General features: G+C 58.3%; 13 protein-coding genes. 3 read left to right on the top strand and 10 right to left on the bottom strand.

Translation table 11 applies throughout. The features are described 5' to 3' along the window. Positions 1-5 precede the first annotated feature (5 nt). From tssC to tssA, 3 genes are read right to left on the bottom strand one after another with little or no spacing between them, the layout of a single operon-like run. Positions 6-1,481, bottom strand: a complete 1,476-nt coding sequence (gene tssC / locus E1573_RS15020; RefSeq protein WP_133214994.1) for a type VI secretion system contractile sheath large subunit — start codon at positions 1,479-1,481, stop codon at positions 6-8. A gap of 23 nt (positions 1,482-1,504) precedes the next feature. Continuing rightward, positions 1,505-2,008, bottom strand: coding sequence for a type VI secretion system contractile sheath small subunit (gene tssB, locus E1573_RS15025; RefSeq protein WP_133214996.1), 504 nt, complete (start codon positions 2,006-2,008; stop codon positions 1,505-1,507). A 33-nt stretch (positions 2,009-2,041) separates the two neighbouring features. After that, positions 2,042-3,598, bottom strand: coding sequence for a type VI secretion system protein TssA (gene tssA, locus E1573_RS15030; protein ID WP_133214998.1), 1,557 nt, complete (start codon positions 3,596-3,598; stop codon positions 2,042-2,044). Between the two features lie 119 nt (positions 3,599-3,717). Here tssA and E1573_RS15035 point away from each other — a divergent pair, with 119 nt between their 5' ends. The 3 genes from E1573_RS15035 to E1573_RS15045 all read left to right on the top strand — a co-directional run bounded on the left by E1573_RS15035 (position 3,718) and on the right by E1573_RS15045 (position 6,159). Then, positions 3,718-3,897, top strand: a complete 180-nt coding sequence (locus E1573_RS15035) for a hypothetical protein (protein WP_133215000.1) — start codon at positions 3,718-3,720, stop codon at positions 3,895-3,897. A 43-nt stretch (positions 3,898-3,940) separates the two neighbouring features. Beyond that, entirely contained in the window at positions 3,941-4,921 is a 981-nt protein-coding gene (locus tag E1573_RS15040; protein WP_133215002.1) for an SUMF1/EgtB/PvdO family nonheme iron enzyme, read from the top strand. A gap of 248 nt (positions 4,922-5,169) precedes the next feature. Then, on the top strand, positions 5,170-6,159 hold the full coding sequence (locus tag E1573_RS15045) for an SUMF1/EgtB/PvdO family nonheme iron enzyme (protein ID WP_133215004.1): 990 nt from the start codon (positions 5,170-5,172) through the stop codon (positions 6,157-6,159). 52 nt (positions 6,160-6,211) lie between these two features. Here the strand turns inward: E1573_RS15045 and E1573_RS15050 are convergent, their stop codons facing one another. From E1573_RS15050 to E1573_RS15080, 7 genes are all read right to left on the bottom strand, one after another. Further along, a complete protein-coding gene (locus E1573_RS15050) occupies positions 6,212-8,710 on the bottom strand; it encodes a LysM domain-containing protein (RefSeq protein WP_133215006.1) in 2,499 nt (832 codons plus the stop codon). Between the two features lie 19 nt (positions 8,711-8,729). After that, positions 8,730-9,563, bottom strand: coding sequence for a DUF4123 domain-containing protein (locus E1573_RS15055; protein ID WP_133215008.1), 834 nt, complete (start codon positions 9,561-9,563; stop codon positions 8,730-8,732). Continuing rightward, positions 9,560-11,614, bottom strand: a complete 2,055-nt coding sequence (locus tag E1573_RS15060) for a type VI secretion system tip protein VgrG (protein ID WP_133215010.1) — start codon at positions 11,612-11,614, stop codon at positions 9,560-9,562. Before E1573_RS15060 ends, E1573_RS15055 begins: the two co-directional genes overlap by 4 nt. A gap of 93 nt (positions 11,615-11,707) precedes the next feature. Further along, positions 11,708-12,226, bottom strand: a complete 519-nt coding sequence (locus E1573_RS15065) for an Hcp family type VI secretion system effector (protein WP_133215012.1) — start codon at positions 12,224-12,226, stop codon at positions 11,708-11,710. A gap of 399 nt (positions 12,227-12,625) precedes the next feature. Continuing rightward, positions 12,626-14,836: a 1,4-alpha-glucan branching protein GlgB gene (glgB, locus tag E1573_RS15070; RefSeq protein ID WP_133215014.1), complete on the bottom strand. Its 2,211-nt coding sequence runs from the start codon at positions 14,834-14,836 to the stop codon at positions 12,626-12,628. Continuing rightward, complete coding sequence (treS, locus tag E1573_RS15075; protein WP_133215016.1) at positions 14,837-18,148, bottom strand: maltose alpha-D-glucosyltransferase; 3,312 nt, start codon at positions 18,146-18,148, stop codon at positions 14,837-14,839. A gap of 13 nt (positions 18,149-18,161) precedes the next feature. Continuing rightward, entirely contained in the window at positions 18,162-20,186 is a 2,025-nt protein-coding gene (locus tag E1573_RS15080; RefSeq protein ID WP_133215018.1) for an alpha-1,4-glucan--maltose-1-phosphate maltosyltransferase, read from the bottom strand. Between the last annotated feature and the right edge of the window lie 84 nt (positions 20,187-20,270).

Raw genomic sequence — 20,270 nt, forward strand, 5'->3', positions numbered from 1 at the left:
CCTGACTACTCTTTGTCCAGCTTGCCAACCAGCGACAAGGTGAAATCAGCGCCCATGTACTTGAAGTGCGGACGCACGTTCAAGCTGACGCGGTACCAGCCTGGCTCACCCTCTACATCGCTGACAGTGATCTCTGCGGCGCGCAGCGGACGACGGCCACGCACTTCAGCACTCGGATTCTCCTGATCAGCCACGTACTGACGGATCCACTTGTTGAGCTCCAGTTCGAGGTCGGTACGTTCTTTCCACGAACCGAGCTGCTCGCGCTGCAACACTTTCAAATAGTGAGCCAGTCGGTTGACGATCATCATGTACGGCAACTGTGTGCTGAGCTTGTAGTTCAACTCGGCAGTCTTGCCTTCATCACTGGTGCCGAAGAACTTTGGTTTCTGCACAGAGCTGGCGGAGAAGAACGCGGCGTTGTCACTGCCTTTGCGCATCGTCAGGGAAATGAAGCCTTCTTCGGCCAGTTCGTATTCACGGCGGTCACTGACCAGGACCTCGGTCGGAATCTTGGTTTCGATTTCGCCCATGCTTTCGAAGTGATGCAGCGGCAGGTCCTCGACGGCTCCACCGCTCTGAGGGCCAATGATGTTCGGGCACCAGCGGAACTTGGCGAAACTGTCGGTCAGCTTGGTACCGAACGCATACGCCGTGTTGCCCCACAGGTAATGCTCATGGCTGTTGGCAACAGTTTCCTTGTAGACGAAGGATTTCACCGGGTTGGCTTCTGGGTCGTACGGGTTACGCAACAGAAACCGCGGCAGGGTCAGACCGATGTAGCGCGAGTCTTCCGACTGCCGGAAACTCTGCCATTTGGCAAATTGCGGGCCTTCAAAGTGATCTTTCAGGTCTTTGAGGTCTGGCAGGCCGGTAAAGCTTTCCAGGCCGAAGAACGCCGGACCGGCGGCGGCGATGAAGGGCGCGTGCGCCATGCAGGCGACACTGGACACGTACTGCATCAACTTCACATCAGGCGCGCTGGGGGACAGGTAGTAGTTGGCGATGATCGCGCCCACCGGCTGGCCACCGAACTGACCATACTCAGCGGTGTAGACGTGCTTGTACAGGCCGGCCTGCATGACTTCCGGCGAGTCTTCGAAATCATCCAGCAGGTCCTGCTTGGAAACGTTGAGGATTTCGATCTTGATGTTTTCGCGGAAATTGGTGCGCTCGACCAGCAATTGCAGGCCACGCCAAGCCGACTCCAGTGACTGGAAGTCTTCGTGGTGAACGATTTCGTCCATCTGGCGGCTGAGCTTGGCATCGATCTCGGCGATCATGCGATCAACCATGGCCTTCTTGACCGGTTCACCGTCATTTTGCGGTTTCAGCAACTCTTCGATGAAGGCTGATACGCCGCGCTTGGCGATACCATAGGCTTCGTCTTCCGGCGCCAGACGGGTTTCGGCAATGATGCTGTCGAGAAGGCTGGACGTGCCGTTCTCGTGACTGTTCTGTTGTGCTGCACTGGTGCTCATAAGTATTGGCTTCCTTGACTGGCTCAGGCTTTAGGTTCGGTGGCGCTCAGGCCCAGCTCACCCAGCACACGGTCCCGCGATTCGTCGTCGGCAAGTACCGCTTCGATGGCTTTACGAAATGCAGGCGCGTTACCCAGCGGACCTTTAAGGGCCACCAGCGCGTCGCGCAGCTCCATCAGCTTTTTCAGCTCAGGCACTTGCTCGACCAGGCTGGCGGGATTGAAGTCTTTCATCGAGTTGAGCCGTAGCGTGACCGCCAGGTCTTCTGTGTCATTCTCTTCTTGAAGCCGGTTGGGCACGCTCAGCGTCAGGCTCAACTCTTGCTTGGCCAGCACTTCGTCGAAGGTCATTTTGTCGATACTGATTGGCTTGCGGTCCTCCACCTTGCGCTCGTCGAGGCGCTGGGTGTAGTCACCGACTGCCAGCAGTTTCAAAGGCAGTTCAATTTCTTCCTGAACCCCACCGGTGGCGGGTTTGAAGGTAACGTTGATGCGTTCCTTGGGGGCTACCGAGCCTTCTTTGGCCATGGCAATTCTCCGTGCGGTTGTTGGCCCAAAGGCCTATTCGAGTACCACTTCAAGGTCGAGGTGGCACAGCCTGCGATAAATCTCTTCTTTGTGTTCTCGCACGACATGGTTCTGCGGCAGCAACTCACAGCAGCTATGCAGCAGGTGCAACACTTCCAGCGCCAGATCCGGCTCCCAGGCATGCAGGCCCGAGTGCTGCAATTGCGTGTCGAGGGTTTCAAGCTGGGTCTTGGCCAGCTCGTACTTCTTGGCCATGAAACACAGCCGTGCCAGGCTGAACTGCCAGAAAAACCGCGCCCGCCCACCGAGGGCACTTTGCAGGCCTTGCTTGAGGACCTGCACGGCAACCTTGAGGCCGTCTTTACGCAGAATCGGCAGCACTTGCTCAAGGGCAGCGTCCCAAGCCGGCTGGCTCGCGGACGGTTCAACCTTGCGTGGCGCGCTGTCGCTGTGCAGGTGGGGCATAACGTGGGCGCTGATCCAACTGCGGGTAGCCGGATCAGCGAACGGCACACCATCGTGGAAGTGCAGCTCCACCACCCCCGGCAAACGCTGAAGCAAGAGCGCGAAGTGAAACTCCACTTCGCGCATTGCCTGGTCGGCATTCAAGCCTTGCAGGCACTCCCAGGCCAGACGCTGCCCGTCAAACCAGAACGGCGCCCGAGCCAGGCTCGCTTCAACCTCGACCAGCAAATCGGCGAACTGCCCATTCGCGTAGCGCTCCTGGCAGGCCTTCAACTTGTCGGCCGGCAGCCCACGCAGCGCGGTGATCTGCTCACTGTTACGCTCGGGCGCGGCCGTGATAGGCAGCCACAGCATGGTGCGATTCAAGCGCAGCGCGCGCACATCAATAGCGTTCTGCTTGAGCCACCAGGCACACAGCGGACGAGCGTGCTCCTGCAACCCTCGCAGCGCCTTCTGGGCGTCCTTCTCATTCTCGATGGGTGCGCCGGGGGTCAACAGCTGGGTAGCGACCTGCTGGACTTGCGCCACGACTGCACCCACAACCCCGGGTTCCGGCTGGTTGTCTGCAGCGCGCTGAACCATATTGTTCAGGCGTCGGCACAGTGGCAGCAGCAGCGGCGCGTCATCCGCCAGATGTTCGGTGAACACGGCATCCAGGCCTTCCAGATGCCCGGCCATGCTCCTGAACAGGGGCAGTTGCTCCTTGATCGGAATGCTATCGCTCAATACTTGTTCAAGGCGTTGCAACAGCCAGCCGACAGCTGCTGCACGCGTGCGCCCTTTGACCGGATGAACCTCCTGCCAGTGGTGTTCGCACAGGTGGTGCAACACGCCAATGCCCGCCAGCAGCCCGGCAAAGGATTCCCGCTGATACAAGGCCCAGGTCAGCCAGACCGCCACCCGCAGATCCTTGGATTGGGTACGCAGCAAAGCTTCACTGACCTGCTGCACTTTCAGCCAGTCGATCTGACCGTGTTCATGCATGGACCGGGCTTTAGCCAACTCGCCTTCCAGCGCCTCGAACTCGCTCGAAAAGCGAACGTCCTCACCTGCAAAACTTTGCTTGCAGATGGCTGACTTCGCGAGCTCAAGGTAGTGAGCCGACAATTTGCTGGAGTAGGACATTTAGACTGATTTCATTAAAGTTGGCCGGCATAAAAACTTGTTCCTGGCTGCCCCTATACCCGCCCTCAAGACGAGTAATAAAAACGCACCAGAGAAACCGAGCCCAAAAGATACGCCGGATGAGAAATTACCCCCATCAGACGCTTCTTTCCTACTTGTGGGAATTTTCCCAAAACAACACCTATCGCAGCACCTACGGCAGCACGGTATTGAATTATTGGGGTGATGGCGCAAGACTTGGTAAAAGTCAGCCCGAAGAAGCGTTGGGATCAACCCAGGCGCGGGCAATGAATATTTAATAACCAATCAAGCAGGCGCCTGAGTTCTCCAATGGCGATAAAAATGCCACGTCCTCTTTTCATGCTATTGCTGTTGGCGGGGTGCCAGGCAGCGTCCTATCCACTGCCAGAAAGCCAGAAACTCTCGACCGAGAAAGTCGCCCAGATTGCTGCGACCATTGAGCAGAAATACCCAAAGCTGTCCAGCGAAACGCGCAGGCAGCTGCTGAGCACTGTTGTGCAATCGCTGGACAATATGGTGTTTATCGAAGGTGGTGAATTCGAGATGGGGGACTTTGGCTGGCCGTATGATGATGATCCTGAAAATTTATGTGACTGGCCTTGTGGAGTAGAGCCGGAGCGCATGGGAAATATCAGCCCGTTCGGAGAAGATGACTTTGTTCACCCTGTAAAATTGAGCAGCTACCATTTTTCAAAGTTTCAAACAAAGCTTGAAGACTTCGACCTCTATTTTGTTACTCAAGGCAAACCGTTATTTGATAAAGAGCTAAGAAAGCGTGAGGATTTACAATTCCGCTATCAGCCCGATCTTCCTGCACCTGTTAAAGACTGGCAGGAGGCGAAAGATTACTGCGGCTGGCTCGGTCTGCTGAGTGGTTACCCCGTGGACCTACCTACCGAAGCACAATGGGAGTTTGCTGCTCGAAACCGCGGTAAGTACGTAGCATTCCCTACGGATAACGGCAGTTTGAATTTTGGACGAAATTTCCCAGAGTCCAATAGACTGAAACCATTCCCAGTCGATACTTTTACTCCTAATCCGTTGGGAATTTACAACCTTTCAGGTAACGCAACAGATTGGGTCAATGACTGGTACGACAAGGACTATTACCGAAACTCTCCTGTCGAAAATCCACAAGGACCAAACACTGGCACCCAACGCATTAGGCGAGGTGCAACCGTGGCAGAGGAGCCACGTTTCAACGCTAGTGCCGTTCGCCGTTGGGGTGATGACCCGATAAAAAAGGACTACTATTCTACTGTGAGTTTTCGCTGCGCTATACAGTCAGAAAAGCCACTTTAACTTTAAAAATAAAGTCGCTCACAAGCGCCTTTAGCTTCAAGTGCACTACTTTTAGGCAGAACCATAAAAACGCCCGCTACTGCGAGCGCCCTGCTGCACTTTCTTCTTACACCAAGTATCGCCTTGCCCACACCCGGAATAATAAGTAATATTTTTCTGATATTTCGGATCACGACATTTTCTGAAAATCACCATTAGATAAACGTGATAACCTTCAGACTTCGCTCAGTAAGCGCTGGATTACCCACATGGCAAAGCAAATATCATTACTCGTCTGTTCTCTAATGCTGACAGCCTGCCAGGCCCAAACATATCCACTGCCTGAAAGCCAGAAACTCTCTGGCGAGAAAGTCGCCCAGATTGCTGCGACCATTGAGCAAAAATACCCAAAGCTGCCCAGCGAAACGCGCAGGCAGCTGCTGAGTACTGTTGTGCAGTCGCTGGACAATATGGTGTTTATCGAAGGTGGTGAATTCCAGATGGGGGATTTTGGCTGGCCGTATGATGATGATCCTGAAAATCTATGTGACTGGCCTTGCGAGGTAGAACCGGAGCGAATGGGTAACATCACCCCATTCGGGGAAGATGACTTCGTTCACACTGTAAAACTGAGTAATTACCACCTTTCAAAATTCCAAACAACGATAGCTGATTTTGACCTGTTTTTCATCGCGCAGGGCAGGCCCATCTTTAATTCCGAACGACGTGATCGTGATGATTTAAAGCATTTCTTTCATTCTAATCTGCCAGCGCCCACACTAAACTGGCAAGAGGCCAAGGACTACTGTGGCTGGCTAGGACAGCTGAGTGGTTATCTCGTGGATCTACCGACTGAAGCACAGTGGGAATTTGCCGCTCGGAACCGTGGCCAGTATGTAATGTTTCCTACGGAAAATGGCAGTTTGAACTATGGACGAAACTTTCCGGAGCCCGGCAAGTTTGACACATTTCCGGTCGATCAATTCCCCCCAAGTCCGCTGGGACTCTACAGCCTCTCGGGCAATGCTACTGACTGGGTCAATGACTGGTACGACAAAGACTATTACCAACAGTCCCCCGTGGACAATCCAAAAGGCCCAAGCACTGGCACCCAGCGAGTTAGACGAGGTGCGAATGTTTTAGAGGAGCCACGTCTGAACGCTAGTACCGTCCGCCGATGGGGCGATGAGCCTAATCAAAGATTTTATAATCCGGGCGCCAGCTTTCGCTGCGCCATTCAATCAGCAAGCTCATTTTGATTTCAAAAACAAGGCGCCCTCAAGCGCCTTGTTCTCGATTGCGTCAATAACGCTAAACCAATCCATCAAACCGCCCACTATTGCGAGCGGCCAACAGTACCTTCTTTTTACGCCAGGCATTGCTGGGTGTCCACACCACTCTGAGTGAAGGCTCAGGTGGTCGGTTTACTGCCAAGCTGTCAAGAAACCAATTAAACTGACTTTGCTGATAACCGTCCAATATGGTGTTAATACGCTCCAGACTCGCCATCGCGCTGACCTTACTGCCATTGGGCGAGCAGTGCTCGAGCACCTCAATGAATTGCCTCCAGCTTCGTATCTCTGAAAGAATTATTACAAGTGCCGTCTCTTGCCGCTCATTGAAACTCTCGACAAACCCTTCCGTGAGCACGTAGACCATAGGTCCAACCGTTTCAGGTGGAAGCAAGCTCAAAGGCACAACCTGGTTCTGAACCATCATGAATTTTTGCGACTCGTGACTTATCAGAAAGTCGGCCAAATTTTGCGCCTCAAACTTCGATGCTTGACGCATCCTCCACCAATCAAGCATTTTCGAAGCGCTATTATTAAACGCTTCCCGAGCTACTTTCATGGGTGAGGTTGCGACCTGATAAAGACCGACAGACAGGTATTTAAAAGCCTGATCCGTCACCCCTAGTAAGTGCCGGTAGTCCACGTCCGCCAGGGCTTTGCAAAACAGTAAAGTCAGTTTACCTATCTGCTCGATATCCACCACCGTACCAAACCCACCACCGGCACCAGGGCCCAAAACTACAGAGCCTTTACAGTTTAATGCTAATCGATCTTTCGAAATACTAAGACCAAACTCCCCACTCCCTCCAACTCCAACTGCCGCATTCCCCTCCACACTGATTTTCGCCAACTCAACCCAACTGCTGGCGGCATTAGCCTGCCCCACTACCGCCTTCCCCATCCCTTGATTGTCCGGCTCTACCCATTCAAACGCTCCACTCAGCACACCACCGGCTTGCGCTCCGGCAAACGCATCGCCCTTGACACCGATGTTGCCACTGCGACCGACTTCCATGCGCGGTGTACTCAACAACGCAGTCGCACCCGCCGGGGTTTCGCTGGGCTTGAACTGGGTTTTAACCCCCGCTTCTCCCTGCACCTTGGCACCGACAAAACACGACAGTTCCAGTTTGCCGCTCAGGCGGAACACGCCCATGGGGTGCAGCACTTCCTTACCCAGGGCATTGCGGTAGGACATGTTTGCGATATAGCCGCCCTGGCTCGGAAAGTACCGACTGAACGACGCCGAGCCCTCCGCCAGCGAGAACGCGGCGCTGCCTTTGACGCCCACGTCGATGTTGCCTTCCTTGGGGTTCCAGTTGTTCACGCCAGCACTGGCGCTGGCAGCAAAGCGCAGGGCGTGCGCTTCTGCCGAGACCGCGTAGCGCGCGGCATCGCTCTGGTTGGTGGTCCAGGCCACTTCTTGATGCAAACTGTTGAGCAGGTTGTCTTCCTGGCTGCTCCAGCTGCTGAGTTTAAGTTCCAGGTTGCCCAGGGGGCCGGCTTTTCGCCCTTCGCCGATACCCACTTTGATGTCGTTGATCAGGTCTTTGGCCAGCTGCTTGTTGAAGGGTTTACCTGCCATGGCGCGTGTTGCGACGCGGACCTTCCAGGAAGTGGTCTCGCGGTACGCAACCGGGATGTAGTGACGGCGACTGGGGTCGCTGAACAGGATGATCTCTACCACCTCAATACCCGACCGAGCTTGCCTGCCCTGCTGCCGTTCAACGCTGCGCCCTTTACCATGTTTCAGGTCGGGGGCCGCGCTGTTGGCCAGTGTGGCGCTGTCTGCGGGTTCGGCGCTTCGCTGGGCCGCCAGTTGCGCGCGCAGTTGGCCGATTTCAGCGTCCAGTGCGGCGATCTTTTTTTGCTGCAAGGACTTCCAGTTGTTTTCGAACTGCATGGTGCCAACAAAACTGGGGTTGTAGCGCTGATACCAGTCGCGCGCCTGTTGCAAGGTTGCCAGTTGCCCTTGAAGGTCTTTATCGGAAGTCAGCGGCGCTGCTTGAGTGGCTTGCGGCTGCGGTTCACGCTTCAACAAGCCAGCCTCTTCGGCCTTGGCTGACCAGGCCTCTTTGATGCAGCGGGCGCAAGCACAACTGGCTTCGGGATTCTGCTGCTTGTTGCATTGGGTGATCGGCAACGCGTTGGCCAGATTCTGATGCAGTTCATCCATCAGCTTTTGCACCCGGCTGACTTCCTGCTTCAGGGCCTTGGACTGTTGTTCGGTCAATACATAGAAGTGCGGTTCTCCGGTGATATGGGCAATGTCGACCAGTTCTTCGTTGCATTCGGACTGCCCTTTGGGGACTGTCCAACTGGTGTCATGCGCATGCATCGGCGGTGGTAGCTCGGGCGCTGGTGTGGCGCCGGGCAGCTGCAACACCCAACCGGGTTGGATCTGATCGGGATGGTTGATGATCGGGTTGAGGGCCTTAAGCTCGGAGACCTTCGTGCCATGTTGTTGAGCAATTTGCCCGAGGGTGTCGCCGTATTTAACCGTGTAGGTGCTGCTCATTGTTCATCGTCCTTGTGAGTCAGAGGCGTTCAAGTTCGAGCAGCTTGTCGCCAAGCCCCAAGTCGTCACGGGCTAAAATTGCGGCAGCTGCAGCGAGGTTGCTGAAGCCTTCGCCCTGGCGCAGCGCCAGGCGCAACCAGCGCTCCTGTTCGGCGGGCTGCAGATACCCGGCTTTTTGCGCGGCCAGTAACTGTCGATAAACGAAAGCGGTCGGCTCGGACAACGGCAATACCGCTTGATAGTCCTGAGCAAAGCGCGCGGCCAGCACCTTCAAACGCTGCTGAGCGATCTGCTCCTGACGCTCGTGCCCCAGGTGCAACCAGCCTGGCGGTTGAGCCTCTGTCGCCAACAGGGGTTCAGGGTGCGCCTGTTGACGCCAGCCCAGCCCGTTGCGCCAGGCCATGGCGGTCATCGGCCCCATGAACTGCGCCAGCTCGCTTTCCTCAAGGCTGTTCAGCAACGGCTCAAGCCAGCGAGGGTCGAAAAAGCGCAGCATCTGCGCCGCTGCGTCATCGGTACTGACGGTGAGCAGGCTGCGCCAATGCTCAACCGCTTGCTCAAAGGCGTGCGCCTCCTTGAGGTAGGCCACACAGCCGGCATCGGCCTGCTCCAGCAGGTTGCCGGCATACATCGCCAGCGCATCCGGATATGGGCACAACAAAGCAAAGGGGCCCACGCTTTGCACAGCGTTGTAGGGGGTGTTGTCCAGCAGCGGAACACAGCGCTCGACGCCGAAGCTGATGGCCTGCTCGATACGGGCCTGCATGTCTGGGTCAAAACTGGCATCGAGAATCACGCACATGATTCCGGGCCCCACAGGGGTTTGAAACGGCGATGTGATGGGCTGAATCATGCTGCTGTACCTGGCGAGTGGATCGGGCAAATTCCGGAGGCATCAAGCTTGCAACCCGGGCTGGGCAGCAGTACGCCAGCCAGCGATTGCTGGTGATAAAGCGCCAGGGCGGGAGGCGGCAGCGCGACAGCGGCCCGCAGCCCGTCAAGCAGCCCAGGCAATACTGAAGCAGCAGCGCATCCCGTGGCGGGCACACCACCGAGTTGAATGTCGGTACTGCTGAAAATGCCGCCGGGGCCGATGACGATGTGCTGACCGCCGCCCTTCAAGGTGATGCTGGCCCCGGCGTCGAGAATCAAGTGGGCACCGGCTTTGAAGTGGACTTGCTGACCCGCTTCAGCCGCCAGTGTTTGCCCGATCCGGGTGTGGCTGCTGTTGGCGACTTGCAGGTAGTCGTTGGCCTTGAGTTCGACCTTGCGGTCGGCGGTCACCGTGCGTTGGTCTTCGGCTTCAAGCACCGCAATGCTGTTGCCCTTGATGGTTTCATGGCGCTCGTTGCCCACCTGCAGGCGGCTGTCGTGTTCGATGTTTTGTTCCAGATCGCGCTGGGCGCGCAGGTAGATCAGCTCCTGGCCGCTACGGTCTTCAATCGACAGTTCGTTGTAACCGCTGCTGTCGGGCGTACTGCGGCTGCGCAGTACGGTCTTGGTTTTGTTGGCGGGCAGCGGATAAGGCGGCGCTGTGCGGATGTTCGACACGCAACCGGTAATCAGCGGCTGGTCGGGGTTGCCCTCCAGAAACGTCACCAGCACTTCCATACCGATGCGCGGCACGGTGACTGCCCCGAAACCCGCACCCGCCCAGCTGGACGCGACCCGCAGCCAGCAGCTGCTGTTGTCGCTGTTCAGTTCGGCGCGGTCCCAGTGGAATTCGACTTTGACCCGACCGTGCTCATCGCAATAGATTTCTTCGCCTTCAGGCCCGGTGACGCGGGCGGTCTGGCTGACCAACAGTGCCTCACGGCTGACCAGCGGCGGCCGGTAGAACACGTCCCAGGGAATGGCGCTGAAACTGTTGCGGTAGCCTTGGTTGAAGCCGTCTGCGGCTTGCCCAACGCTGCTGGCCGCTTCCTCAAACACCTGCGGCTGCTTGCCTTCGTGGCTCACGTTGAGCAGTAACCACAGGTCGTTGCAGGCTTTGCGCGGGTGCTCGGTGAGGCCGAAAAAGTGACCACTGCGCAGCGCGGGTTGATCGCTTTCACCTTCGGCCAGCTGGTAGTCGATCCGGTGGCGTTCCAGGGCCTGGCGGACCAGCTGCTTGCTGCGCTCTTCGCTGTCGAAGGGCATTGGGTAGCGGTAGTCTTCAAGGGCGGGGATGAAGTCGACGCGCTGGCGGCTTTCGAGCAAGCGGCTCGGGCGTTTGAGATCATAGTCGCGGTGAGTGACGCGGCTGGTGCGGGTGCTGAAGCGCTGGCTGAACTGGCTGATTACCGGATGATCGGCGACCATGCCAGCACCTTGTCGATAAGGTGTTTCCGCCAGTTTGGGGAAGAAGCTCTGATGGTCGGTGAACACCAGGTGGTGGCCATCGGCGCTGTGCTGGTGGTGCCAGGCGATGCCTTCTTCACTGCATAGGCGCTGGATGAAACTGAAGTCGGAGGCATCACCGTACTGCGTGCAGTAGTCGCGTTCCGGGCTGGGGCTGACGTGGAAGGTAAAGGCATCGGCCTGAATGCCATGTTCCTGCAGCACCTGGGTAATGATCTGCGGCACGGTCATGTGCTGGAAAATTCGCTGGTTGTGGCTGAACTGCAGGTAATGCAGGGCCGGGACCAGAGTGATTTGATAGCGGGTCAGGCGCCTGCCGGGCTCACCGACCTGGGCGTTTTCGATCCGACCGTGGAGGCCTTCGCCGTTGAGGCCGAATTGCAGGAACGCGGGTTGGCCGAGCAGGCTTTCGATGGCGAAGTCAGGGTGTTCGCTGACCAGTTCCACCTGAATCGCGTACAGGGCGCTGATGGCTTCCGTGCCGTGGAAGGCGAGGACCTTGAAGTCGTTGCGAACACCGGGGATCAGAAATGCAAACTGCACGCTATTGGCTGACGCAAACATAGGCTCATCCTTAAGGTACGGCGCTCAGAAAGGCGCATCAGAAGTGATGAGCACCGCATGGCCGAAACCATGCGGTGCGTTGGTCAGGAGGCCTTAGCCAGCGACCGGAGTACGCCAGTCATCGGAACCGGAAGTGCCGGAGACTTCGTGGGTCCAGGTGATTTTGCGGTAGGTGAAATGCACGTCTTCCAAGTGGGTGAAGTGCGAGTTTGCCGGGTCCTGGCAGTTGTGCATGTAGTCCTTGATGTCGACGATGATCGCGTCTTCAAGGGTGGTGGTGTAGTAATGTTCCTGGGTGCCGGCAGCCGAGGTGCGGTACCACTTGATTTCGATTTTGGTCAGACGCTCACCGGACGTCAGGGCCGCCAGCAGCAGCGGCGATGCCTTGTCGAAGACTTTGGTGATGACCACAGGCTTGTGTACACGCTGACCGGTCGGTTGGCCGGACTGCGGGTCACGCGGAATGATCACTTCGTGCTGGAAGCCCTGAACCATGACCTGGTCTTCGTGACCTTCCTGGTAGGTGTTGCCAACCGAATCGGCGGTGAACGCGCCTGCAGTGATCAAGCCTTGTTTGGTGCCGGTAACGGACATATAAGCGGGGGTAGCCATGAAAACTCCTTGATGAAATTACAGATACCCGGCAGGTAAAAATTACCCGGTGGGTGCCTGTACCCTTATCAAGGGTCATGCCATAAATGGCCTAAGCCTTATAAACCGTGGCCTGCAGCGGTTCCATGGGAAATTGCAGCCAGGCTCCGCAGGAAAATCAGGTGAAATGTGCGCAACTTCTTGCGCAACGCTGTGCAAGAAGTTGCGCACCCATCTGTACAGAACGAAATACAAGGCTTACAGCTACGTGTGCACAGGGTTATCCACTTTTTGAGTGCGCAAGAAGTTGCGCAGTGCGTTGATTGCCGGTAGGAGCGGGCTTGCCCCGCGATTGCGGTGCGACTGAAAAACCGCAATCGCGGGGCAAGCCCGCTCCTACACTGCAAAACCAACCCGCGTTTACTGCGGCCGCAGTATCAATACCCCCAACGGTGGCAGATTCAGCGCCAGCGACAACGGTTGCCCATGACTGGCCACCACTTCGCTGGCCACCTCTCCAAGGTTGCCGTAGTTAGACCCGGCATAGCCCTCGGCATCACTGTTAAGCACCTCCACCCAACGTTCGCCAAACGGCACACCAATGCGATATCCACGCCGCGGCACCGGGGTGAAGTTAGCCACCACCAATAGCGGCTCGCCGCTGGTACTCCAGCGCAGCCAGGCATATACGCTGTTGTGTGCATCGTCACCGATCAGCCACTGGAACCCTTGAGGCTGGCAGTCCTGTTCGTGCAGCGCACGCTCTTGGCGATACAACCGGTTCAGGTCGCCAACCAGGCGCTGTACACCGAGGTGCTCGGGATATTTGAGCAAGTACCAGTCCAGCTCACTGTCGTGGTTCCATTCACGCCATTGGCCAAATTCGCAGCCCATGAACAGCAGCTTCTTGCCCGGATGGGCCCACATAAAAGTCAGGTAGGCGCGCAGGTTGGCGAATTTCTGCCAGCGGTCGCCGGGCATTTTGTCGATCAGTGAGTGCTTGCCGTGCACCACTTCATCGTGAGAAATCGGCAGGATGAAATGCTCGGAGTAGGCATAGATCAGGCCGAAGCTCATTTCGTTGTGGTGGTAGGTGCGGTGGATGGGGTCGTTCTGAATGTAGTGCAAGGTGTCGTGCATCCAGCCCATGTTCCACTTGTAGTTAAAGCCAAGGCCACCCTGCTGGGTCGGCTGGCTGACGCCGGGCCAGGCGGTGGACTCTTCGGCAATGACCAGGGCACCGGGCGCTTCCAGAGCGACGACGTCGTTGAGGTGACGCAGAAAGTCGATGGCTTCCAGGTTCTCGCGCCCACCATGCCGGTTAGGCACCCACTCCCCCGCCTTGCGCGAATAATCCCGGTAAAGCATGGAGGCCACCGCATCGACACGCAGGCCGTCAATGTGAAAGTGCTTGAGCCAGTGCAAGGCCGAGGCCAGCATGAAACCGTGGACTTCGGTGCGGCCGAGGTTGTAGATCAGGGTGTCCCAGTCCTGATGGAAGCCCTCCAGCGGGTTTTCATATTCATACAGCGCGGTGCCGTCAAAGCGCGCCAGACCATGGCTGTCGGTGGGAAAGTGCGCGGGCACCCAGTCGAGGATGACGCCAATCTGCGCCTGGTGGCAGGCATCGACAAACGCCGCAAAGTCTTCGGCCGAGCCGTAACGTGCCGTCGGTGCGAATAACGACAGTGGCTGATAGCCCCACGAACCGCCGAAGGGATGTTCCATGATCGGCATCAGTTCGATATGGGTAAAGCCCAGTTGCTGAACATAAGGCACCAGGCGGTCTGCCAGTTCGCGCCAGTTGTAGAAGCGCGCTACTTCGCCGGTGTCATCCAGTTCGCACTGCCAGGACCCAGCATGCAATTCGTAGATCGACAACGGCGCGTGATGCGCATGACGCTCGCCACGCGTGTGCATCCAGTGCTGGTCCTGCCAGGTGTGCGCCAGTGGGCCGGCCACTTTTGATGCGGTACTCGGTGGCAGTTCAGTCGCCCGGGCCAACGGGTCGGCTTTGAGCGGCAAGATGCCATCGCGACCCAACACTTCGTACTTGTACGCATCGCCGGCCTGCAAGCGCGGCACGAACAGCTCCCACACCCCTGAAGCGTGGCGCAAGCGCATGGGGTGACGGCGGCCGTCCCAGTTGTTGAAGTCGCCGACCACCGACACCCGCCTGGCGTTCGGTGCCCACACCGAAAAACGCACACCACTGACACCGTCTACTTCGAGCACCTGCGCCCCCATGCTGGACGACAGGTCGCGGTGATTGCCCTCGCCAAACAGGTAGAGGTCCATGTCACCCAGTAATGGCCCGAAGCTGTAAGGGTCTTCAGTGACCTGCTCACCATTGGCCCACTGGATGCGCAGGCGGTAAGGCTGCTGCTCATTGAGGTGGGCGATGAACACGCCGGGTACCGGCTGTTGCTCCAGCTCGCCCAGCAGTTGCCCATCGTCTCGGGCAACGGCCTGCACACTCAAGGCGTTGGGCAGATAGGCGCGGACAAACTGGCCGCCCGCACCATCAGGGTGCGGGCCAAGCACAGCGAACGGATCAGCATGCTCGGCCCTGACCAGGGCGTCGATGTCACGTTGATCCAGCCCGCCTTCCTCGCGCTTGCGTTGTTTCATTCAACTTTCTCCCCAGGTACTTGTCAGGCCATGGAGGCCATGCAAAGGCACGGCCAACCAACTTGGGCGGTTTTCGGCTTCGTACAGAATTTCATAGGCCGCCTTTTCCAGGCTGAACAGTTCCAGTGCCGCACGCTCGCCGTCGGCATGTTCCCAGGCATGGGGCATGGCCGCAGTGGCCAGCCCATAGGCCTCGACAAAGGCCTGTCGGGCCTGGTGCAGATAACGCCTGGCGACTCGCTGACGGGCCTGGCGGGCGTTGTCCGAGAGGTCGACACTGGAGGCACTGCGCAGCACCATCGCAGCAGCATAGTCGAAGGATCGCAGAACGCCGCTGACATCCTTGTAAGGGCTGTGTTTAGCCCGGCGCTGGTCCAGTGGTCTGGCCGGCTCACCTTCGAAGTCGATCAGGTAGGCATCGCCCTGCACCACCAGCACCTGCCCCAGGTGCAGGTCGCCGTGAACGCGCATCAACAACCCACCCTGCGCTTGTTCGCTCAACGTCTCGATATGGGCCAGCAGATCCTGGCGCTGCTGTTGCAGGTCGTCGACCAGGGACTGGCTGTCGCTGTCCAGCTTGCCATGGTGGGCCTGGAGCAGATCCAGGGCGTGGGTCAATTGGCTACCGATCTGCGTGGCCCATGCCTGACAGTCCTGTACGCTACTGGGCCGCGGCTGGAATGCGGGGTCGTGACTCGGCGCGGCCAGCAACAGGTGCATTTCCCCCAGACGCTGGCCCAGCATGGCGGCAAAGTCGGCCAGCTCGTGCAAGGCATCGGTATGGCCATCGCGCTGCGATTGGCCGGGCTCCAGTTCATCGCGAATGGCCCGTTCCAGGTTGTTCTGAGTCCAGTCCCAAGCATCGCCCTGATTGCTCAGGTAGCCTTGGGCAATCATCAGCAAATGGGGATTCTGCTGAGCATCCACCCGGTTCAACCAACCCAGCAGCGGTGAGATGTTGGTAAAGCCGGCAGCAGTGAGGTAGGCACTCATTTCCAGCTCCGGGTGAACCCCCGGGTTGACCCTACGAATCAGCTTGAGTACCACACTGCCCCCTACCACCACCGAACTGTTGGACTGTTCGGTGGAGAGATAGCGCACCGCAGCATCGTCGTTCAGATTCAGCGCGACCAGTTGCTCAGTGGCATGGAACTGCAACTCGCCTTCTGCGCACGGCAAACGTGTACCGTCCCGGCACGCCGCCAGCAAGGCATGGATAAAGCTGTCGAGAACGAAACCATCGGTGATCAGGCCAACCTGACGCCCGCGCCGGACCCGGGCCAAGGCCAACTGCTGGGGCGGTGCGCTGGTGAGCTGGTCTTCGCCGATCAACCCGAACGGCAACTGGTAGCGGCTACTCAGGCCGGCGCTGGTCACTTCTATCTCACTGAGCAGCACCGGGCTGCTGGCGCTGCCGAAGCGCACGCCGTAGGCGATGTGAACGTGCTCAATGCCGGTGTCCTTGCCTGCGAACCAACGGCGCTTGGGCAAGTACTGCGGCAGGATGCTGTCTTGCAGAGTGGCCCGTGCAGGCGCTTCAAGCAGCTCTTCCATGCGTTTTTTCAACACCAGGGTGGTGAACTCCGGCAGGCTTTGCGCCGGTTCCACGTGCCAGCTGGGCATCTGGTCTTTGTCGGCCAGCAGGAACCAGTAAAACCCGTACGGCGCCAGGGTCAGCAGAAACGGTAGTTGACCAATCGGCGGGAAGGCGCTGCCACCGAGCATCTCTACCGGCACACAGCCGACGTAGGCCGACAGGTCGAGTTCAGCCGCTTGGGCTGCGCGCGATACGTTGGCGACACAGAGGATGATTTCGCGTCTGCCGTCGGTATCGGTGTACTCACGCAGGTACGCCAGAATCCGCCGGTTGCTCGGCGAAAGCATGATCAGGCTGCCGCGACCGAAGGCCTTTTGCTGTTTGCGCACAGCCAGCAGGCGGCGATTCCAGTTCAACAGCGAGTGCGGGTCGTTGGCCTGGGTTTCAACGTTGATGGCGGCGAAGCCGTACAGTGGGTCCATGATCGGCGGCAATACCAAGCGCGCAGGATCGGCCCGCGAAAAACCACCGTTGCGGTCGACCGACCACTGCATCGGTGTGCGCACACCGTCGCGGTCACCCAGGTAGATGTTGTCACCCATGCCGATTTCATCGCCGTAATACAGCGTCGGCGTGCCGGGCATCGACAACAGCAGGCTGCTCAGCAATTCCACCCGCCGCCGGTCACGTTGCAGCAACGGCGCCAGGCGGCGCCGGATGCCCAAGTTGATGCGCGCCCGGCGATCTTCGGCATAGTAGTTCCACAGGTAGTCGCGTTCGCGGTCGGTGACCATCTCCAGGGTCAGCTCATCATGGTTGCGCAGGAAGATCGCCCACTGGCAATTGCTCGGTATGTCGGGGGTCTGGCGCAGGATATCGGTGATCGGAAAACGGTCTTCCTGGGCCACCGCCATGTACATGCGCGGCATCAACGGGAAGTGGAAGGCCATGTGGCACTCATCGCCCTGCCCTTCACCGAAGTACAGCTGGGTGTCTTCCGGCCACTGGTTGGCTTCGGCCAGCAGCATGCGGTCGGGGTAGTTGGCATCGATCTCGGCGCGTATCTGTTTGAGCACCTGATGGGTTTCTGGCAGGTTTTCGTTGTTGGTGCCGTCACGCTCGATCAGGTAAGGGATGGCGTCCAGGCGCAAGCCGTCAACGCCCAGATCAAGCCAGTAGCGCATCACATCGATGACCGCTTTGAGCACCTGCGGGTTGTCGAAGTTGAGATCCGGTTGATGCGAATAGAAACGGTGCCAGAAGTATTGGCCGGCTATCGGGTCCCAAGTCCAGTTGGACTTCTCGGTGTCGAGGAAGATGATCCGCGTGCCGTCGTACTTCTGATCACTGTCAGACCACACGTAGAAATCCCGGGCCTTGCTGCCGGGCTTGGCACGCCGGGCTTTCTGAAACCAAGGGTGCTGGTCGGAGGTATGGTTGATGACCAGCTCGGTAATCACCCGCAGGCCGCGTTTGTGGGCTTGGGCGATAAAGCGTTTTACGTCGCCCAAGGTGCCGTAGTCCGGGTGTACGGCTTTGTACTCGGCAATGTCGTAGCCATCATCACGCCGGGGTGACGGATAGAACGGCAGCAGCCACAGGGTGTTGACGCCCAGTGCGGCAATGTAATCGAGCTTGGCGATCAGGCCGGGAAAGTCGCCGATGCCGTCGTTGTTCGAATCGAAGAAGGATTTGACGTGTACCTGGTAAATGATCGCGTCTTTGTACCAAAGCGGGTCGTCGATAAAGGCTGCCGGGCGGCTTCGCTTGGCCATGGTCGACTCCTTTCTAGAGGGCTTTTTCGATACGCCAGATTGCAAACGGCAGGTGCCAGGGTTCGATGCGCATCCATTGGGTTTTGCCGTGCCAGGTCCAGCGGTGGCCGGTCATCAGGTCTTCACCGACGGTGTCGGCGTTGTCATCCAGGCCCAACTCCCAGAGTGGCAACTCGAAGTGCGCCTCCTGGGCGTTATGCGGGTCGAGGCTGATGGCCACGAGGATGAAGTTGTCGCGTTCGGCCGTGCGCTTGCCGAAGTACAGGATGTTGTCGTTCCAGGCGTGGTAAAAAGCCACGCCCAAGTGCGTCTGCAGCGCTCGGTTCTGCCGGCGGATGCGGTTGAGCAGAGCGATCTCGGCGATGATGTTGCCGGGCTGGCTGAAATCGCGCGGGCGGATCTCGTACTTCTCCGAGTCCAGGTATTCTTCTTTGCCCGGAATTGGCGTGGCCTCGCACAGTTCGAAGCCCGAATACATGCCCCATAAGCCCGAGCCCATGGTGGCCAGCGCCGCTCGAATGAGAAAGCCGGCACGCCCTGACTCATGCAAGAAAAATGGGTTGATGTCCGGGGTGTTGACGAAGAAGTTGGGGCGGTAGCAATAACGCCACGGCGGCTGGTTGAGTTCCTCGAAATAGCTTTGCAGCTCTTGCTTGGTGTTGCGCCAGGTAAAATAGGTGTAGCTCTGGGAGTAACCGACCTTGCCCAAACGCGCCATCATGGCCGGTTTGGTAAAGGCTTCGGCAAGAAAAATCACCTCCGGATACTGGCTGCGCACATTGGCGATCAGCCAGTGCCAAAACGGCAGCGGCTTGGTGTGCGGGTTGTCGACCCGAAAGGTTTTCACCCCTTCCTGCACCCAGCCCAGCACTACATCACGCAGGGCCAGCCACAGCGACGGCACCGCCTCGGCGGCATAGAAGTCGACGTTGACGATGTCCTGGTACTTCTTCGGTGGGTTTTCCGCATAACGAATGCTGCCATCCGGGCGCCAGGAGAACCAACCGGGGTGCTCTTTGAGCCAGGGGTGGTCTTGAGAGCACTGAATGGCGAAATCCAAAGCGATCTCAAGGCCATGCTCGGCGGCTGCGGCAACCAGGCGGCGAAAATCCTCGCGGCTGCCCAGTTGTGGATGGATCGCCTCGTGACCACCCGCCTCACTCCCGATAGCGTAGGGGCTGCCCGGATCATCCGGCTCGGCTTGCAGGGCGTTGTTGCGACCTTTACGAAAACGCATACCAATCGGGTGAATCGGCGGGAAATACAGAACGTCAAAGCCCATGTCACGAATCATCGGCAAGCGCTCATGGACGTCGTTGAAGGTGCCATGACGCTGGGGATCATCGGTGATCGAGCGCGGAAACAGCTCATACCAACTGGCGAACACAGCCTGATGGCGTTCGACATCCAACGGGTATTCGGGGCTACGGCTCAGAAAGCTGCGATGGTCGGTCTCCCGCATCAACAGCGCCGTATCAGCGTGCAGCAGCGTCGCCACTTGCGCCTCGGGGGCCAGGCCCGGGAGCGTCTGGTGCAGTGTTTGCAACTGCTGACGCAGCAGGCCGTGGCTACGCTGAATGCTCTGCTCCAGCAGCAGCAAACCCTCTTGCAGCTCCAAATCCACCGCCAGGCCAGCGGTGAACTTCTTCTCCAGATCGTGGCAATAGGTGGCAAACGGGTCGATCCAGGCTTCGATGCTGAACAGGTAACGCCCCTGCTCGCTGACATTGAACTGCGCCTGCCACGCGTCATTGCCCGCAAAGGCCATGGGCAGGCAATGCCAACGTCGACTGCCGGCTTGCCGCCAATTGAGCACGACGGCCAGCGTGTCATGGCCATCGGCGTACACCTTGCTGCTCACCTGCAGCACCTCGTCCACCACCGCCTTGACTGCAAACACACCGCCATCGAGTACCGGCTGGGTGTTCTCGATCACGATACGTGGCTCCAACAAGGCCTGGGAAAGGCTCACGGCCTGGTCGGGGTGATCGTTTGCCGGGGCGACGCGGTCGGTTTCGAAAGGCTCATCGCGGGTCATCGATCCTTGCTCCGTTACGAGAGGGCAGTAAGAGTTCAGAGCGAGTCAGCGGCGAGGGGTTCAAAAAAAATGAGCGATTGGCGC

The sequence above is a fragment of the Pseudomonas sp. H9 genome (assembly GCF_004353925.1).
Taxonomy (GTDB): Bacteria; Pseudomonadota; Gammaproteobacteria; order Pseudomonadales; family Pseudomonadaceae; genus Aquipseudomonas.